This window comes from Streptomyces sp. NBC_00271 (genome assembly GCF_036178845.1).
Lineage (GTDB): Bacteria > Actinomycetota > Actinomycetes > Streptomycetales > Streptomycetaceae > Streptomyces.
Genome location: NZ_CP108070.1, coordinates 10,023,677 through 10,040,589 on the forward strand (window position 1 = coordinate 10,023,677; position 16,913 = coordinate 10,040,589).

Annotated in this window: 16 protein-coding genes and 1 pseudogene; 8 read left to right on the plus strand and 9 right to left on the minus strand. The window is 70.1% G+C overall.

Annotated elements, in window-relative coordinates; all coding sequences use genetic code 11:
- Window positions 1-3 precede the first annotated feature (3 nt).
- The 3 genes from OG798_RS45565 to OG798_RS45575 all read left to right on the plus strand — a co-directional run bounded on the left by OG798_RS45565 (window position 4) and on the right by OG798_RS45575 (window position 3,595).
- Entirely contained in the window at window positions 4-963 is a 960-nt protein-coding gene (locus OG798_RS45565) for a M56 family metallopeptidase (RefSeq protein WP_328758993.1), read from the plus strand.
- Between the two features lie 254 nt (window positions 964-1,217).
- Entirely contained in the window at window positions 1,218-2,579 is a 1,362-nt protein-coding gene (locus tag OG798_RS45570; protein ID WP_328758994.1) for a hemolysin family protein, read from the plus strand.
- Complete coding sequence (locus OG798_RS45575) at window positions 2,576-3,595, plus strand: hemolysin family protein (RefSeq protein ID WP_328758995.1); 1,020 nt, start codon at window positions 2,576-2,578, stop codon at window positions 3,593-3,595. The genes OG798_RS45570 and OG798_RS45575 overlap by 4 nt, the downstream gene beginning before the upstream one ends.
- Before the next feature lie 173 nt (window positions 3,596-3,768).
- Here the strand turns inward: OG798_RS45575 and OG798_RS45580 are convergent, their stop codons facing one another.
- The 3 genes from OG798_RS45580 to OG798_RS45590 form a co-directional block, all read right to left on the minus strand.
- A complete protein-coding gene (locus OG798_RS45580; RefSeq protein ID WP_097223805.1) occupies window positions 3,769-4,116 on the minus strand; it encodes a tetratricopeptide repeat protein in 348 nt (115 codons plus the stop codon).
- A gap of 69 nt (window positions 4,117-4,185) precedes the next feature.
- Window positions 4,186-4,626 (minus strand): winged helix DNA-binding protein, encoded by a 441-nt coding sequence (locus OG798_RS45585; RefSeq protein ID WP_121414094.1) that lies wholly within the window; start codon window positions 4,624-4,626, stop codon window positions 4,186-4,188.
- On the minus strand, window positions 4,623-5,159 hold the full coding sequence (locus OG798_RS45590) for a MarR family winged helix-turn-helix transcriptional regulator (protein WP_328758996.1): 537 nt from the start codon (window positions 5,157-5,159) through the stop codon (window positions 4,623-4,625). Before OG798_RS45590 ends, OG798_RS45585 begins: the two co-directional genes overlap by 4 nt.
- Before the next feature lie 198 nt (window positions 5,160-5,357).
- Between OG798_RS45590 and OG798_RS45595 the strand changes: the two genes are divergently transcribed.
- Entirely contained in the window at window positions 5,358-6,323 is a 966-nt protein-coding gene (locus tag OG798_RS45595; RefSeq protein WP_328758997.1) for a pirin family protein, read from the plus strand.
- Window positions 6,324-6,850: 527 nt separating this feature from the next.
- Here the strand turns inward: OG798_RS45595 and OG798_RS45600 are convergent.
- Window positions 6,851-7,689: pseudogene (locus tag OG798_RS45600) on the minus strand (IS5 family transposase).
- A 390-nt stretch (window positions 7,690-8,079) separates the two neighbouring features.
- Here OG798_RS45600 and OG798_RS45605 point away from each other — a divergent pair.
- Genes OG798_RS45605 through OG798_RS45615 form a run of 3 tightly spaced genes read left to right on the plus strand, consistent with a single transcriptional unit; the run spans window position 8,080 to window position 11,710 of the window.
- On the plus strand, window positions 8,080-9,426 hold the full coding sequence (locus tag OG798_RS45605) for a flavin-containing monooxygenase (RefSeq protein WP_328758998.1): 1,347 nt from the start codon (window positions 8,080-8,082) through the stop codon (window positions 9,424-9,426).
- Window positions 9,423-10,301 (plus strand): SDR family NAD(P)-dependent oxidoreductase, encoded by an 879-nt coding sequence (locus tag OG798_RS45610; protein ID WP_082417668.1) that lies wholly within the window; start codon window positions 9,423-9,425, stop codon window positions 10,299-10,301. Before OG798_RS45605 ends, OG798_RS45610 begins: the two co-directional genes overlap by 4 nt.
- A complete protein-coding gene (locus OG798_RS45615; protein ID WP_328758999.1) occupies window positions 10,298-11,710 on the plus strand; it encodes an aldehyde dehydrogenase family protein in 1,413 nt (470 codons plus the stop codon). The genes OG798_RS45610 and OG798_RS45615 overlap by 4 nt, the downstream gene beginning before the upstream one ends.
- A gap of 8 nt (window positions 11,711-11,718) precedes the next feature.
- Here OG798_RS45615 and OG798_RS45620 read toward each other — a convergent pair whose 3' ends face one another.
- Window positions 11,719-12,792 carry an AraC family transcriptional regulator gene (locus tag OG798_RS45620; protein WP_121414091.1) on the minus strand — a complete coding sequence of 358 codons (1,074 nt, stop codon included), beginning with the start codon at window positions 12,790-12,792 and terminating at the stop codon, window positions 11,719-11,721.
- 305 nt (window positions 12,793-13,097) lie between these two features.
- On the opposite strand from OG798_RS45620, the gene OG798_RS45625 reads away from it, so the two are divergent.
- Window positions 13,098-14,207, plus strand: a complete 1,110-nt coding sequence (locus OG798_RS45625; RefSeq protein WP_328759000.1) for an MFS transporter — start codon at window positions 13,098-13,100, stop codon at window positions 14,205-14,207.
- On the opposite strand, the gene OG798_RS45630 is transcribed toward OG798_RS45625, so the two are convergent.
- From OG798_RS45630 to OG798_RS45645, 4 genes are all read right to left on the minus strand, one after another.
- Window positions 14,155-14,385 (minus strand): LuxR C-terminal-related transcriptional regulator, encoded by a 231-nt coding sequence (locus OG798_RS45630; RefSeq protein WP_328760162.1) that lies wholly within the window; start codon window positions 14,383-14,385, stop codon window positions 14,155-14,157. The genes OG798_RS45625 and OG798_RS45630 overlap by 53 nt on opposite strands.
- Window positions 14,386-14,826: 441 nt before the next feature.
- Window positions 14,827-15,006, minus strand: coding sequence for a hypothetical protein (locus tag OG798_RS45635; RefSeq protein ID WP_328759001.1), 180 nt, complete (start codon window positions 15,004-15,006; stop codon window positions 14,827-14,829).
- Between the two features lie 300 nt (window positions 15,007-15,306).
- Window positions 15,307-16,179 carry an IS110 family transposase gene (locus OG798_RS45640; protein ID WP_328759002.1) on the minus strand — a complete coding sequence of 291 codons (873 nt, stop codon included), beginning with the start codon at window positions 16,177-16,179 and terminating at the stop codon, window positions 15,307-15,309.
- A 138-nt stretch (window positions 16,180-16,317) separates the two neighbouring features.
- On the minus strand, window positions 16,318-16,851 hold the full coding sequence (locus tag OG798_RS45645; RefSeq protein ID WP_328759003.1) for a GNAT family N-acetyltransferase: 534 nt from the start codon (window positions 16,849-16,851) through the stop codon (window positions 16,318-16,320).
- Between the last annotated feature and the right edge of the window lie 62 nt (window positions 16,852-16,913).

The following is a 16,913-nucleotide window of genomic DNA, read 5'->3' on the forward strand; positions in this document are numbered from 1 at the left end:
CTCATGGGGGTCTTCGTCTTTCTGCCGCTCGTCCTGCCACTCAGTGCCTGGCCGGTGGCACGCCTCGCCGAACTGCATCTGCATCCGCGTACGGCCACCCGGCTGCTGACGGCGGTCGCCACCGTGATGGCCCTGTGCAGCACACTCTGCCTGGCCCTGCTGATGGTCGTCGGGACCGCGCAGCTGCCCGGCAACCCGCTCCCGGACGGCTGGTCCGACGCGGAGGTCCGCGCGGCCGTCCCGTACGACGAGATCGCGGGCAAGGCGGCGATCCCGGCCCTGGTCCTGGTCCTCGCGGTCTGCGCGCGCACCCTGTGGCGCCACCACCGGGTCGCCCGGCGCGCGCGGCGGGCGCTCGCCGCGCTGCCCAGCCGTTCCGTGGTCGTCCTCCCCGAGGAGAAGCCGTACGCCTACGCTCTGCCCGGCGGACACCGCGACCGCGTGGTGGTCACCACGGCTCTGCTGCGCGGCCTCACCTCGCCCGAGCGACGTGCCTTGTTCGCGCACGAGCGGGCCCACCTGACGGCCGCTCACCACCGCCACCTGCTCGCCGTACGACTCGCGGCGCGCGCCAATCCGTTCCTGCGGCCGCTGCGTACGACCGTCGTCTACACCACGGAGCGGTGGGCGGACGAGGACGCGGCCCGGACGGTCGGCAACCGCACGGTGGTGGCGCGGGCGATCGGCAAGGCGGCCCTGCTGTCGGGCGGGGGCCCGGTGCCGGGGTTCGCCACGTTCACCGGCTTCGCCGGCTTCGCCGGATTCGCGTCCGCGGGTCCTGTGCCGCGCCGGGTCGCCGCCCTGCTGCGCCCCGCGCCGGCGGCCCGCAGCTGGCCGTCCGTGTTCACGTCCGTGGGGCTGGCCGCCTGGGGCGCCGCGGTCGGCACGCTCGTCTCCGCGATGTCGTCGGCGAACTCGGCCGTGACGATGGTCCTGATCCTGCGCGCGGCCACGCCGCTGTAGCTCCGCCACCGATCCTCAGCTGTTCCGCCACTACTCCGCTGTGGCTCCGCCACCACTCCTCGGGGTTCCTACAGCCGTGTAGAAAGAACATCGATGGCATGGGAACTCGTTTGCGAACAGCATCGTTTCCAAGGGACAGACCGACTCCAGAGGAGCGCTTCCTTGTCCGCCAGACCGACGGACCCCCCGGGACACAGTCCCGAACCGCCCCGCCTGATTTCTCTTGATGGCGGCACACAGCGGGGTGGTGTTCGATGAGTGCCGCACTCGGCCTGCTGGCCGTGCTCGTCCTGACCGCCGGCACCGGCTATTTCGTCGCCCAGGAGTTCGCGTACGTCGCCGCCGACCGCCTCGCGCTCGCGCGGGAAGCGGCAGCGGGCGACCGACGGGCCACCCGCGCCCTGAAGGTGCTGGAGCGGCTGTCCTTCATGCTGTCGGGCGCCCAGCTCGGGATCACCGTGACCGGTCTGGTCGTCGGCTTCCTCGCCGAGTCGTCCGTGTCCGCCCTGCTCGAGCCCGTCCTCACCGGGATCGGCACCCCGGACGGCGCGGTCAACGGCATCTCGGTGGTGCTGGCCTTCGTGTTCGCGACCGTGCTCCAGATGGTGCTGGGCGAACTGGCCCCCAAGAACCTGGCCCTGGCCGTCCCGGAGCGCCTCGCGAAGGCCCTGGCGGGCTCCACGCTCGCGTATCTGAAGGTCGTCGGCCCGGTCGTACGGCTTTTCGACGGCGCCGCCGACAAGTTGCTGCGCAAGGTCGGCATCGAGCCCGTCGAGGAACTCCACCACGGCGCGACCCTCGAGGAACTCGGCCACCTCATCGGCGAGTCGCACGAGCACGGGCAGTTGCCGCGCGAAACCGCCGAGCTCCTCGACCACGCCCTGGAGTTCTCCGACCGCACCCTCGACGAGGTGATGGTGCCGCGCGCCGACGCCGTCTTCGTCCGCAGGGACGCGACGGCCACGGAGGCCGTCCAGCTGATCGCCAAGTACGGACACTCGAACTACCCCGTCCTCGGCGACCACCCGGACGACATCACCGCCGTCCTGGGCGTACGCGAGCTGATGCGGCTGCCCGCCGACCGGCTCACCCGCACGACGGCCGGCGCGCTCGGCCGCGCACCGCTGCTGCTGCCCGACACCCTGCCGCTGCCCGAGGCCGTGGCACAGATGCGGGCCCACGACGACGAGTTCGCCGTCGTCCTCGACGAGCACGGGGGCGTGGCGGGCGTCGTCACCTACGAGGACATCGCCGAGGAACTCGTCGGCGACATCGCGGACGAGACCGACACCGTCAAGGAGATCGCGGTCGCCGACGGCGAGGGCTGGCTCGTCGACGCCGGCCGCCGACTGGACGAGGTCGCCGAGGCGACCGGCATCGACCTGCCCGAGGAGGACGACTACGACACGGTGGCGGGGCTGATCGTCGACCGCCTCGGCCGCTTCCCCGCCATCGCGGACCGCGTCCACGTCGCACTGTCCGACGGAGGCCGCGTCTCGATCGACGTACAGGCCCTGGACCGCCACGTACCGGAACGGGTCCGCCTGCAACGCCTGCCGGCGACGGACCGCACGGACCGTGTCCACCGTGCGGACCGTGCGGAGGAGCAGGCATGAGTTTCTCGATGGCGCTCTTCGTGACCGTACTGCTGCTGATCGGCAGCGGGTTCTTCGTGGCCGCCGAGTTCGCGTTGGTCGCCGCCAAGCGGCACCGGCTGGAACGGGCCGCGGCGGCCGGGCAACGCGGTGCCAGGGCCGCGCTGGCCGGAATGCGCGAGCTGTCACTGATGCTCGCGGGCGCCCAACTGGGCATCACCGTGTGCACGCTGGGCCTGGGCTCGGTGTCCAAGCCCGCGATCTCGCACGAACTCGACCCGTTGCTCCACAGGGCGGGCCTGCCCAGCGGCCTGAGCTACGGCGTGTCCTTCGCGCTCGCGATGTTCGTCGTCGTCTTCCTGCACATGGTGGTCGGCGAGATGGCCCCCAAGTCCTGGGCCATCGCGCACCCCGAGCGTTCCGCCATGCTGCTCACGCCGCCCTTCCGGGCCCTGACCCGGGCGGTGCGTCCGTTGATCGTGGGGCTGGACAAGGTGAGCAACGCGCTGGTCCGGCTCTGCCGGGTCACTCCGCGCGACGAGCTGGCCTCGGTCCACAACCGCGAGCAACTCACCCACCTCGTCGAGGAGTCGGAGCGGCTCGGGCTGATCAGCAAGGAGGACTCCGAGCTGATCACCAGCTCCCTGACCGAACCGCAGCACCCGGTCGGGGACCTCCAGATCCCGGCCGACCGGATCACCTCGGTCCCCGCCGACGCGGCGATCGACGTCGTACTGGGCGTCGCCGGGGACAGCGACCGCACCCGCCTGCTGGTCCGCGACGGCGTCACGGTCCTCGGCTCGGTGCACGCCCGTGACGCCCTGGTCGCCCGTGCGCAGGGCCGGGCCGCGGTCGCCCGCGACCTGGCCCGCCCCGTCCCGGAGCTGTCACCGCACGACACGGTCGCCCACGCCGTCGAACAGCTCCGCCTGCACCGCGCCTCCCTTGCCGTCGTACGCGACGACATGGGGCGGCTGACCGGCCTGGTCAGCCTGGACGACCTGCTGGCCCGGCTGATGGAGCCGCGCGCGGCGTGACACGGCAGAGGCCGGGTGCCGTGGCCGTGGCCGGTCACCTCGATGACCGGCCACGGCGCTCCGGCACCCGGCCTCCTTTGTCCTGCTCCCGAGGACGTTCACGTCCTCGGGCGATGTTCATGTCGTCGGGAGACGTTCACGTCCTCAGCGGGCGGTCGCACCCGCAAGGGCGCTCACACCTGCTCGAAGTCACCCGCGAGCGCGGAGGCGATGCGCAGGTGCGACTCGGCCTCGTCGTGACGCCCTTGGCGCTGGAGCGTGCGCCCCAGCATCAGCCGGGCGTAGTGCTCCACCGGGTCACGCTCGACGAGCGTGCGCAACTCGGTCTCAGCGCGGTGCAGTTGGGCCGAGTGGTAGTACGCGCGAGCCAGCAGCAGCCGCGGTCCGGTCTGCTCCGGCACCTCGTCCACAAGGCCACCCAGAACGCGCGCCGCACCGGCGTAGTCCTTGGCGTCGAAGAACAGCTGCGCCCGCTCCCAGCGCTCCGCGGCCGTCCCCTGGTCGTAGTACTTCGTGTCCACTGCTGACCTCCTTCGAGTGCCAGAACCTCACCTGATGGTTGAATATTCCACCACCTCGGCCCGTGGGTGTCATCCGCCGGCCAGCTCCGCGTTGGCCCGCTCCGTCACCAGGGTCAGCACGCGCCCTACCGTCGCCAGGTCCTCGGCCGGGATGCCCGCGTACAGCCGGGCCGCGATCTCGTTCCCGGCCGTGCGGATCTCCTCGAACACCTCACGGCCGTGCTCGGTGAGCGACACCAGCGAGGTGTCCGTCTCCGCCAGCAGCTTGAGGGCCGTCATCTCCGTGACGGTCTCCTCGGCCACCGACTCCTCGATCTTCAGCGTCCCGGTCAGCCGCGCCACGAGCCGGTCGCGCTCGACGGTGCCGCCCTGGTCCGAGACGGCCCGCAGGGCCACCGACTGGTTGAAGCTGCTTCCGATGCGCGCCAGCGCGGTTTCCAGGGCCGCGCGGCTCGCGTAGTGGGCCAGTCCGACGACCTGGCCGCCGACCGGGGGAGTGGGAATGCTCATGACTGCTCCTCGTCAGGATGTGAATCGAGATGTGTGTCGAGAGATGCATCGGTCGGTGCATCGACCGGTGCGTCGATCGGTGCATCGAGCGGTACGTCGAGCAGGGTCGCCAGCTCACGGCTGAACGCCTTCGTGCGCTCGCCGCCGAGCCCGCCGAGCGGTTCGAGGAGCTGCTCCAGCAGCCCCTGGACCACCCCTATCGCGCGCCGTGCGACCACGCGTCCGTCCTCCGTGAGCGACAGTCGGATCGCACGTGGATCGGCGGGATCCCGCGTCCGGTCGACGACACCGGCCGCCTCCAGAGCGCGGGCCAGCTTCGAGACGTAGAGCGGTTCGAGTCCGGTGTGATCGGCGAGCTGACGCTGGCTCGGCCGCTGCCCGGCCCTGTGCATCCCGTACAGCGACGCGACCAGCGAGTACTGGGCGTGGGTCAGACCCAGTGGCGCGACCGCCCGATCGACGGCCACGCGCCACTTCGTGGACAGGCGCCAGACGAGAAAGCCGGGGGTCGCGTGCTCGGATGTCGAACTCATGAGAAAAACCATACATGGCTACTATGTCCATGGCTACTATTTTCCGCTGTCCCCGACCAACGCCCTACCGACCTCCGCCCGTAGCCCTAGGACCGCACCGACTCCGGCCCAAGTACCCCCGTCCGGGGGAGTCCGAGGGAGCCCGGGGGAGGGAGGACGGCCTGACGGACGGTCCCCGACGGGGCTAGGTTGTGGCTCATGAGCAATCTTGATCGCGAGGCAGTTCCCGCGCTGTGCGGTGGCCGCGGGTTCGTGGTGGCCGAGCCGGTGCGTGAACTCCTCAGTCCCCGTCGGGTCAAGCTCGGCGAGTCCACCGAAGTCCGCCGCCTACTGCCCAACTTGGGCCGCCGCATGATCGGCGCGTGGTGCTTCGTCGATCACTACGGGCCCGACGACATCTCCGACGAGCCCGGTATGCAGGTCCCGCCGCACCCGCACATGGGACTCCAGACCGTCAGCTGGCTCCACGAGGGCGAGGTGCTGCACCGCGACTCCACGGGCAGCCTGCAGACGATCCGCCCGCGCGAACTGGGCCTCATGACGTCCGGAAGGGCCATCAGCCACTCCGAGGAGAGCCCCAAGTCGCACGCCCGCTTCCTGCACGGCGCGCAACTGTGGGTCGCCCTCCCTGACAGCCACCGCCACACCGACCCGCACTTCGAGCACCACGCCGAGCTGCCGCTCGTCACGGCCGCCGGCCTCAAGGCCACGCTCGTCCTGGGCACCGTCGACGGCACGACCTCGCCGGGCACGACGTACACCCCGATCGTCGGCGCCGACCTGTCCCTCGCGAGCGGCACCGACGTACGACTGCCGCTGGAGCCCGACTTCGAGTACGCCGTCCTGTCCATGTCCGGCGAGGCGCACGTCGACGGGGTACCGGTGCTCCCGGGCTCCATGCTCTACCTCGGCTGCGGTCGCACCGAACTGCCCCTGCGCGCGGAGTCGGACGCGTCCCTCATGCTCCTGGGCGGCGAGCCGTTCGAGGAGGAGTTGGTCATGTGGTGGAACTTCATCGGACGGTCCACCGAGGACATCGCGGAGGCCCGTTCGGACTGGATGACGGGCTCCCGCTTCGGTGAGGTGGTGGGGTACGACGGGGCCCCACTGCGCGCTCCCGAACTCCCGCCTGTACCACTGAAACCGCGCGGAAGGGTGCGCTGAACTGGGGTCCCAGCTCTAGTGCAGGCCTCTCGCGGGACGCGTCTGTCCCCGCTCGACACCCCGCTTTCCCGAGGGGCCGATCGCTCCTGCGAAGTCCATCGACGGACAACGCTGCGTTCCTGTGTCTGACCATCTGTAGGCGGGTTTAGTCAGCCTGATGCTGTCCCAATGCTGACTTTCCTGACGGGGCGTCAATGTCATTGCGTTGGTGTCGCAGCTGTTGGAGCGCCCGCCCCGGAGCTGCCGCTCGCGTGTGGGCCAGGCCGATGCTGACTTCGGTGACTTGTGCTGGGGCAAGGCGCCCCCAAGTGCCTGGGCGACGAAGGGGAGGAGAAGTCCGTGACGAGGGGGCTTTTGTGGGAATCCTCCAATGCCCCCGGCATGCCGCTGCTGCCGTACTCACCCCCTTGGGCGGACCGCTATGGGGAGGGTGTGGCTGCAGCGAGGGGTCTCGGAAGCGGCTTGTCGGCAAGCCAGGCTCCGCTTTAAAGAGCGTTTTGTCCTGCCGAGGTTGTTTGGTTCGAGGTTCAGGTGTCGCGCCAGTTCAGGGTGGATTCGCTGGTGAGTCTGCGGCTTATGAGGTCGATCATCGCGACGTGGATTATGGCTTCGGAGCGGTGGGGGTGGGATTCGTAGTCGCGGGCGAGTCGGCGGTGATGCATGAGCCAGCCGAAGGTCCGCTCGACGACCCAGCGTCGCGGGATCACCTTGAATCCTTTGACGCCGGGGTCGCGTTGGACGACTTCGACGTCGATGCCGAGGCGGGCGCCGTGGTCGATGGCTTTGGTGCGATAGCCGGTGTCGGCCCATGCTTTGGTCACGCGTGGGTTCGTGGCGGCGATGTGGGACATCAGGTGTATGCCGCCGGCGTTGTCGGAGACGCTCGCTGCGGTGACCCAGACAGCCAGGAGCAGGCCGAGGGTGTCGACCCCGATATGGCGCTTGCGGCCTGCGATTTTCTTGCCGCGTCGATGCCCTGGCTGGTCGCGGGCACGTTCGCGGAGGTCTTCACGCTCTGCGCGTCCAGCACGCAGGCGGTTGGCTCGCTGTCGCGGCCTTCGGCTTCCCGGACCAGGCGCCGCAGGAGGCCGTTGAGTTGGTCGAAGATGCCGCCTTTTTGCCAGGCGGCGAAGTAGCCGTAGACCGTTTCCCATGGCGGGAAGTCGTGGGGCAGGTAACGCCAGGCAATGCCGGTGCGGTCGACGTAGAGGATGGCGTCCATGAGGCGGCGCAGGTCATGCTCGGGCGGGCGACCGATGTCGACACCCTTGCCTCTGCGCTCGGCCCGCCAGGTGGTGAGCGTGGGCTCGATCAGTTCCCAGCGCGCGTCGGAGAGGTCGCTGGGATACGGGCGGTGTCGCGTCATGTTTCGGTAGTACCGTCGAGCAGGCCGCCTCCCCAGGGCGCAAACGAGGTCAACCGGGGGCGCGTTGGGATCAGACAGGAGCAAACGCAACGATACGGGTCGCCGAACGACGACACGAATCCCTTGCCCCGCATTAGGCACGTCTGCCCCGAGAGCCCCATACCGGCTCGGTCTGCGAATCGCCACCAAACAACCTCAGCGGGACAAAACGCTCTTTTAGTCCTATGAATAAGTCGCTCGAACAAGTCGGACGTCGATACGGATGTCGTGGCGGCGTGGCCGCTGAGGTCCGGTTCCTGGCCGTGCGGGTCAGTTCACGATGAACGGCGGGTGAATACGTTTTCCTCCAAGACCCGCCCCGTGAAGCGGGATGAACGAGGAGGCAGACCCGTGAAGGAAAGCCAGTTGGAGACGTGTGTGATCGGGGCGGGACCTGCCGGGCTGGCGGTCGCCAGGGCTCTGGCGGAGCGGAATCTGCCGTACACGCACCTTGAGCGGAACACAGGCCCCGGCGGTATCTGGGACATCGACAATCCCGGCAGCCCGATGTACGAATCGGCCCACTTCATCTCCAGCAGGACCCTGTCGGGGTTCGGCGGTTTCCCGATGCCCGACCACTTCGCGGACTACCCGCCGCACCGGCAGATCCTGACGTATCTGACGTCCTTCGCCGACGCGTACGGGCTGACGGAGCGCATCGAGTTCGGCGTCGAGGCAGAAAGTGTCGAGAAGAACGCGGACGGCACCTGGACGGTCACCCGGTCCGACGGCCGGGAAAGCGTGCACGGGCAGGTCGTGGTGTGTACGGGCTCGCAGTGGCACCCCAACATCCCCGAACTGCCGGGGGAGTTCAGCGGAGAGATCCGGCACACCGCCGGCTATCGCAGCGCGGAGGAGCTGCGGGGCAAGCGGGTCCTGGTCGTGGGGGCGGGGAACTCCGGGTGCGACATCGCGTGCGATGCGGCCCGGGCCGCGGACCACGCGGTGATCAGCATGCGGCGCGGATACTGGTTCATCCCCAAGCACCTGTTCGGCCGACCCGTGGACACGATCGCCGCCGGTGGCCCGAAGTTGCCGATGTGGCTGGAGCAGCGGGTCTTCGGTGCCCTCCTGCGGATCATCAACGGTGACCCGACGCGCCTCGGCCTGCAGAAGCCGGACCACAAGCTGTTCGAGACCCACCCGGCCATCAACTCGATGCTGATCCACCACCTTCAGCACGGCGACATCACCGCCAGGCCCGGGATCGCCCGCACGGCGGGCAGAACCGTGCACTTCACCGACGGCACGAGCGACGACTTCGATCTCATCCTGCTGGCCACGGGCTACGTCCACAAAGTGCCGGTCGCACAGAAGTACTTCGGCGACGAGCAGCACCCGGACCTGTACCTGTCGTCGTTCTCCCGCGAGCACCAGGGCCTGTTCGGCATCGGCTTCGTCGAGACCAACTCCGGCGCGTACCAGCTCTTCGACACCCAGGCACAGCTGATCGCCGGGTACCTCCGCGACGCCCGGCACCGGCTGCCGAACGCGGAGCGGTTCGCCCGCATGATCCGCGCCGACCGTCCGGACCTGTCCGGCGGCATCAAGTTCGTCGACTCGCCCCGCCACACCGGCTATGTCGACAGCGGGGCTTTCGTGAAGTACCTGGGCAAGGTCGCGGGCGGGATGGGCTGGCGCACCGAGGGCCAGCCGCCGCCGGTACGGTCCCTGCGGCGCGTGGAGGCGGCGGCGTGAGCGGGTTCGACTTCTCCGACAAGGTCATGCTGGTGACCGGCGGTGCGGGCGGCATCGGCAGTGCCCTGTGCCGCCGCTTCGCCGAAGGCGGTGCCCGCTGCGTGGTCGTCGACATCGACGAGATCCGTGCCGGTAAGGTCGCCGCGGAGCTTCCGGGCGCCGGGCACAGGGGCGTTGGCTGCGACCTGATGGACCGCGTCCAGGTGGAGCGGCTGTTCGAGCTGGTCGCCGACTCCTACGGCCGCCTCGACGTGCTCGTCAACAACGTGGGCATGACCAGCGCGGAACGTTTCGACCTGCGCAGCGTCGAGAGCATCGAGCGGGAGATCACCCTCAACCTGACCTCCCCGCTGGTCGCGACCAGGATCGCGATCCCCTTGCTGAAGGCCTCCCGGGATGCCCGGGTGGTCACCACCGTCTCCCTCGGCGGGATCTTCCCGCTGGGCGAGACCCCGATCTATACGGCCTCGAAGTTCGGGCTGCGCGGCGCGATGCTCGCGATCGGCCTCGACCTGCGGAGTAAGGGGATTCTGGCCGGGTCGGTGCTTCCGTCGGCTACCGACACCCGGATGCTGCGCCAGGAGGCCGTGGACGGCGGCAATTCCATGCAGTTCCAGGACCGGCCCCAGCAGCCCGCCGACGTCGTCGCGGCCGTGGTGAGCCTGCTCGACAAGCCCCGCCTGGAGGCGTACCCGCGGCCCGGCGAGTCCCGCCTCGTGCGGCTCGCGATGCTCGTACCGAACCTGCTTCCCAGGATCCTCCCGCTGTTCCGAAGGCGCGGAGACCGCGGCATGGCCCGCTATCTCGAGGAACTCAGGCAACGCGGACTGGCCCGCCGGACCGACGGACGCTGGGAGTTGGTGGAGAAAGCATGACCACGTACGAGACGCTGCAGGTCGTCAACCCCGCCACCGGGGAGCCGATCACCACTCTGCCCGCCGCGAGCGCCGACGACGTCGTCAAGGCCGCCGAGCGGGCCCGGCAGGTATTCGACGCCGGGGTGTGGTCGCGGCTGCGAGTCCGGGAACGCGCTGCGGTATTGCTGCGGATGGCCGACCTGATGGAACGCGACGCCGAGATCCTGGCCCGGCTGGACAGCGAGGACGCGGGCAAGCCGATCACCGAGTGCCGTACGGGCGACGTACCGGGCGCGATCGAGTCGATCCGCTGGTTCGCCGAGGCGGCCGACAAGGTCTTCGGACGGGTCGCGCCGAGCGGGCCCGACGGCCTGGGGCTCATGAGCCGCGAGCCGGTCGGGGTGGTGGCGGCGGTCCTGCCGTGGAACTACCCGCTGGCCATGACCGCGTGGAAGGTCGGGCCCGCCTTGGCCGCCGGCAACTGCCTGTTGGTCAAGCCCGCCGAGGCGACTCCGCGCTCGGCCCTGCACCTGGCCAGGCTCGCTGCCGAGGCCGGTCTGCCGGACGGGGTACTCACCGTGCTGCCCGGGTACGGTTTCGAAGCCGGGGCGGCTCTCGCCCGTGACCCCCTCGTGGGGGCGCTCTCCTTCACCGGGTCCACCGCGACCGGCCGCCGCATCCTCAAGGACGCGGCCGACAGCAACTTCAAGCGCGTCTCACTGGAGATGGGCGGCAAGAGTCCCCAGGTGCTGATGGCCGACGCGCTCGCCTACGGGGACGAGCTCATCGGTGACATGATCGAGGCCGCGTTCCTGACGATGGGGCAGAACTGCACCGCCGGCTCTCGCGTGCTGGTCCACCAGAGCATCGCCGATGAGGTCCTGGACCGGTTCACGGCGGCGGCGCGGCGACTCGTGATCGGCGATCCGGCCGACCCGCGCACGCAGCTGGGGCCGCTCGTCAACCGTGCTGCCTTCGACCGGGTCGTGGCAGCCGTGGAGGCCGCCCGGGCCGGCGGCGCCCAGATCCACACCGGGGGACTGCCCCACGGTCTGCCTCCGCGCGGCGCCTACTACCCGCCCACGGTGATCACCCGCGTCCCCGCCGGCAGCGACGTCCTCACCAAGGAGTTGTTCGGCCCGGTCGTCACCGTCCAGACCTTCACCACGGAGGACCAGGCGGTACGTATGGCCAACGCCACCGAGTACGGGCTCGCCGCGTCCGTATGGACCCGCGACCTCGACAGCGCATGCCGGCTGGCACGCGGCATCGAGGCCGGTGTGATCTCCGTGAACGCCTACAGCGAGGGCGACATCACCACCCCCTTCGGCGGCTGGAAGCAGTCCGGATTCGGTGGCGTGGAGAAGTCCACCAACGCCTTCGAACAGTGGACCCGGGAGAAGGCGGTATGGATTCGCACCCGCTGACCTCGGCCTCAGAAGCGGTCTGCACGCATCCGCTCGCGCAGGTGGACGGGGGAGGTGCCGTGCCAGCGGCGTACCGCGCGGCGCAGCGCGCGTTCGTCGGAGAATCCCGCCCGGCGGGCGATGTCGCGCAGCGTCAGTTCCGGGCGGAGCAGCAGCTGTTCGACGCGTTCCCGGCGTACTCCCTCGACGAGAGCCTCGTACGTCGTGTCGCAGTCGGCCAGCCGGCGGCGGAGCGTCCGCTCGCTCGTCGCGTGTCGCCGTGCCTGCTCGGCGAACGAGGGGATCGCCGGGAGGCTCTGGGCGACGGAGATCTCCAGAACCTCCAGCAGATCCTGCTGGTCGCGGCGTGAGGCCAGCTGCGCGTCGAGCAGCTCCAGAGTCGACGCGTAGGTCACCGGATCCCGGCCGGGCATCCGGGCACGGGCCCAGGCCGGGTCGATGACCATGCGGTTGGCCGGGGCGCCGAAGCGGACCGGGCAGCCGAACACGGCACCGTACGGCTGGCTTCGGCGTGGTGGAGGAAAGGCGAACTCCACCACTCTGGGCGCGAAGGCCGAGCCGACGGCCAGCCGGGACAGGGTGACCACGGAGGCGAGTCCCTCCTCGATAAGGAAGACGGCGACCGCCGGGTCCGTGGCCGGATCGGGGAGGTCGGCGCGCAGCACGAAGGCTCCGTCCTCCTCGCCGATGCCGGCCGACCACACCACCATCGCCCCGGACAGGTTCTGGTATTTCACTCCCGTCTCGATAGCGTGCCGCAGAGTGTCGTCGGCCATCAGGGCGAAGCCGAGCAGGCCCCAGGCGGTCAGGTGCTGTGCCGCTCCGACTTTCAGCCCCAGGTGCTCGTCCCCGGTGAGCTCCAGCGCACGACGTATCACCGCGCTGCCCTGCCGGTACGACACCCTCAGTGCGGCGGAGCGCATGACCGTCTCGTCCAGCCCGACCTGCTCAAGCAGGGGTCGCAGATCGTTGCCGCGCTCGTCGGCGACCGTGACGAGATAGCTGAGGATGTTCGGTTGGATCGTCGCCGATGTGCTGCGGCTGGTCCCCGGAGAGTTCGCGGGGTCGGGGGCAAGGGACATCGCGCTCACCTTCTCCTGGGCGACCACTGTAAGCGGCCGGGCAGCACCGGTCGCGTCGCTGGCCTCCGAAGTCCCCTGTACGGCCCCTGGCGTCCTGCGCTCGCGTTCCGCCCCTGGCTACGGTTTCCGCAATCTGCCCGCACCGACTGGCCGGCCGTCCCCACGCACACAGGAAATGAAGGCGCGACAGCATCATGTCCTTTAATGCATCATCCCGGGCTGGGTACGGGCGCCCGGTCTCAAAGGTCGGCGCCCGAAGGGTCGCCACCATCGCGTTCGCCGCTCAGGGCGCCTCCGTCGCAGCCGTGTACACGACCGTTCCCGCCGTCACCGAGCGCCTGGGACTGGCTCCGCTCCTGACGACCGCGTTGATGGCCGCGGTGGCCCTGACGGCAGGGGGCGGCAGCTTCCTGGGGCTGGCCGCGATCCGCCGAGCCGGTCCTGTCGCCACGACGCGCGGGGCCATGGTCGCGGTGGCTGCCGCGCTGGTGCTGATCGGCTGGGCTCCTGGCCAGGCCGCCGTCATCTGCGCGTATGCCCTCTTCGGACTCGCTGTCGGTGCCCTCGACATCGGCGTCAACACCCGGGCGGCTGAGATCGAACGCGCCTACGGCCGCAGTGTTTTCGGCTCCTTCTACACGGCATGGAGCGTGGGCGGTGTGCTCGCGGCACTGCTCACCGCCGGGGCGGCCCGGTTGGAGTGGCCCGTGGCCGGCGACCTGACGCTGCAAGCAGGCATCGTCCTGCTGCTCGTCTCCTGTATGCACACACACGCCCTCCCCGCCCCTACGCCGCCCTCGGACGCCGTCGCGCGGCCGTCGCTCGGGCGCCGTCTGTGGGTCCGGCTCATTCCGTTCGGCCTGGTTCTCCTGGTCGTCTACGTGGTTGAATCCACCGTTTCGGCCTGGTCGGCTGTCTATCTCCGGCAGACTCTCACCGCCTCCCTCGCGGTCGCGCCGCTGGCGTACGCGGCCTACCAGGCTGGCACGGTCATCGGCCGAGCCGCTGCCGATCGGCTCGTACAGAAGCTCGGAGCGGTCGCCGTCGTCCGCACCGCGGCCCTGCTGGCCGCGGGCGCCCTGGCAGCTCTGGCCGCTGCGCCGAGCTGGCCGTTCGCCGTTCTCGCGGCCGGGGCGGTGGGCCTGGGGTCGTCCGTCCTGACCCCGCTGTGTCTGGCTTCCGCCGCTCGGCTGAGTCCCACGGCCTCGGAGGCGGTCCTGGCACGCCTGAACCTCTTCAACTACGTCGGCGTCGTAACCGGCGGTGCCCTGAGCGGACTGCTCGGCTCCACCGGCCACTTCCGTCTCGCCTACGCGCTACCGGCCACCCTGGTGGTTCTTGTCCCCGCCGCCGCCCGCCATTTCACCCGGCCTTCGAACTCGGCCCGGATGGAGAGCCTCCCCCAAACGCTATGAGAGGCAGATGCGGGCGATGCCCGACGGTGAAGGGGGTAATGAAGAGGTGTTCGGCGATCTCGTCGTTGGTCGGTCCGGTGCCAACCAGGGCCATGACCACGTGCTCACGTGGGGTGAGGGTGGGCAGGTGCCCGAACGGCAGCGCTCGGCTGGATCGAAGTAGACGATGCCGCCGCAGATCTCACCGGGGCGGGCCAGGACCGATGCCAAGGCCGGCCACAGTCCGGGTGCCACGCCGACGCCCCAGATATGCGGCGTTCGCGTTGGGTGGCCGGCGTGGGCGGAGCCTCTGTGCGGCTGCCTTGAGGTCGATGACGAAACCCAGGGGCCGTACAGGGGCCGGGGCGGCGCAGCCGGGTCCTGGCCGACGGTGTCTCCGAGGTGGTTCGCTGTCTGCAATCACCTGTCGTGTGGGCAGGGGATCGACATCCAATCGCGGCCAGTCGAATACCGGGCCGGCAGCGAGGGCGGCGCGGATGCCGGGTACGTCTGTCTGGTTCGCGGTCCGGGGGCTGGGGAACTGCCCGAAGAGGAAACGGCCCTGCGGGGGTCGCCATCGGCCTCACCGATCATCTGTGCGAGGACACCGCAGACGAGTGAGTCCTCAAGCCGTGCCCGGTCAGGTCTGGAGCCGGAAGAGGAGGAAGTGACTCGGTTCGCCGGCCTCGTGAAGCTCTTCGGGCGTGGGTTTGCGGTCGCCGGGCAGGCCGACCATCTTCGCCTCGCGCGGTGACTTGCGGTCGGCGAACTCGGCGAGCAGCTCGGTGATCGTGGTGCTGTCCTCGATCACGGTGGGCACCGCCTCGTAATCCCGCCCGCGGATGCGCAGGGGGACGGTGGGGCCGGTGCGCAGGTTGGGGATCCGGGTGCTCTGCGAGAACGTGGTGGCCAGGACCGTGCCAGGATCCCAGTTGAAGTAGCCGACGGGAATGGTGATCCGGCGTCCGGACTTGTGGCCGGTAGGTCAGCAGCATCAGGATCTGCTGAGGATCCTGTGCATACGCGAGGCGAGCAGGGGTCGGACGGGACGGTTGGCCGCCCGGACGAACGCGACCGGGGGCGCTTGCTGCGGGTGGTGTCGGCTTGGCTCATGAGGGGCTCATGAGGGGGATGCCTGGTGGTGTGGAAGGACCGGGTCGGGGCGGCGGGGCCGCGGGGCCCCACCGCGCCGCCGTATGACGGGATTGTTCAGGCGGGCCTTCGTGATCCGGCCGTGGTGGGCAGGTGTCCCGCCGGACTGGCGCACCCGCGGATTCACGCCGGAGTAGGACACGAGCTCGTCCGCGTTGGTGAAGCGGTGCAAGTCCCCGACCGCAGCCGGCACGGTGACCGCGGTCATCGCGTCCACCCTGGGGATGGTCATCAAGCGCCGCACGACCGGGTCGTCCAACGCCCCGGCGGCCGGCCGCCGTTCCACCTCGGGGATTTCGGCACCGTAGAAGTCAAGCTGACGCAACAGGGCACCCACGGTCTGCCGCTCGTCGGCCGGCAGAGTCTGATGCTCCAGCCAGGCCCGGCCGCGGGTGCCGAAGAGATCGGTCACCGGCGGCCGCGGCAGCATGTTGCGGTGCAGCACTGCCTGGACCTGGTTCTTCACCCCCATCCGGCCGCGCACAAGCTCCGCCCGGTGCGCCGACAGGCGCCGCAGCATCCTGATCCGCTCGCCCGGCGGCCAGGTGCCCGGCAGAAAGTCAGCGGACAGCACCTGGGCCGGGTTACGGGCGTCGACCTTGTCGGTCTTGACCTTCGCCCCGGCGATCGCCCGGGTCTTGACCGGATTGCAGATCGCCACTCGGACCACGTACGGCTCCAACAGCACCGCCACCGTACTCGCGTTGCCAGTGGCCTCCAGCGCCACCTGGTCGTCCGGGCGCAGCCCGGCGGCGAACTCCCGCAGCGCCTGCGGTCGGCAATCCACTCGGCCCCAGGCCGTGACCAGCCTCCTCGACCGCCGCAATCTGCGCGAAGTCACGGTGGATGTCCAAACCGATGAACCGCCCCACCGTCCGCCTCCCTGTGTCGGCGCAGACCCGATGCGGGGATCAGCTGTAGCGACCGCCGCGCTGTTCATCGGCACGGGGGCTTTCCATCAAGGGTTCTGAACGAACGCTCAGCCCGTTGGACCTCGGGCCGTCCTGAGGCGCATTGCGCGGAACAGCCGCCCCGTCATGCCCAGACGCCGGTACGTGGTGATCGCGGGCGCGTTGTCGGCGTCGGCCATCAGCGCGGCCCGGCCATGGCGTTCAACGAGGGTGTCCAGGACGAAGCCGCAGACGGCACGGGACAGGCCACGGCCGCGGGCGTCGGGGTGGGTGACGACGCCTGCCAGGTATCCGCAGCCGCGCGCGGACCACGCGTCGGCGGCCACGGCGAGTGGCTCGCCGTCCGGCTCGGCGACAACTCCCGCCCACCGATGAGCACTCGCCCCCGGCTTGGCGTAGGAGCCGGGAAAGAAGCGGTCGAACAGCGGGCCCACCCGCAGCGCCTGGTCGGCGTCCAGCCACTCGACCTCCCCGGACACCGTCCCGGGCCGGGAGTCGGGCTCCATCCAGAGGTAGTGGTGGTCAGCCTCCGGGTCCGGCAGTTGCGCGGCGAGGCCGTCGATTAACCGGACCTCCCCGAGGGGCCGATAGGCCGGGCCCACCTACGCCAGGACCTTCCGCGCGAGGCCACCGCGTCCCTGTGATCGCCCCCGATCGCGAGCCG

What these genes read in the sequence shown, in the direction of transcription:
- OG798_RS45565 (WP_328758993.1), top strand. Translation starts at nt 4, where the DNA reads ATGGGGGTCTTCGTCTTTCTGCCGCTCGTCCTGCCACTCAGTGCCTGG.
- OG798_RS45570 (WP_328758994.1), top strand. Translation starts at nt 1,218, where the DNA reads ATGAGTGCCGCACTCGGCCTGCTGGCCGTGCTCGTCCTGACCGCCGGC.
- OG798_RS45575 (WP_328758995.1), top strand. Translation starts at nt 2,576, where the DNA reads ATGAGTTTCTCGATGGCGCTCTTCGTGACCGTACTGCTGCTGATCGGC.
- OG798_RS45585 (WP_121414094.1), bottom strand. Translation starts at nt 4,626, where the DNA reads ATGAGCATTCCCACTCCCCCGGTCGGCGGCCAGGTCGTCGGACTGGCC.
- OG798_RS45590 (WP_328758996.1), bottom strand. Translation starts at nt 5,159, where the DNA reads ATGAGTTCGACATCCGAGCACGCGACCCCCGGCTTTCTCGTCTGGCGC.
- OG798_RS45595 (WP_328758997.1), top strand. Translation starts at nt 5,358, where the DNA reads ATGAGCAATCTTGATCGCGAGGCAGTTCCCGCGCTGTGCGGTGGCCGC.
- OG798_RS45615 (WP_328758999.1), top strand. Translation starts at nt 10,298, where the DNA reads ATGACCACGTACGAGACGCTGCAGGTCGTCAACCCCGCCACCGGGGAG.
- OG798_RS45620 (WP_121414091.1), bottom strand. Translation starts at nt 12,792, where the DNA reads ATGTCCCTTGCCCCCGACCCCGCGAACTCTCCGGGGACCAGCCGCAGC.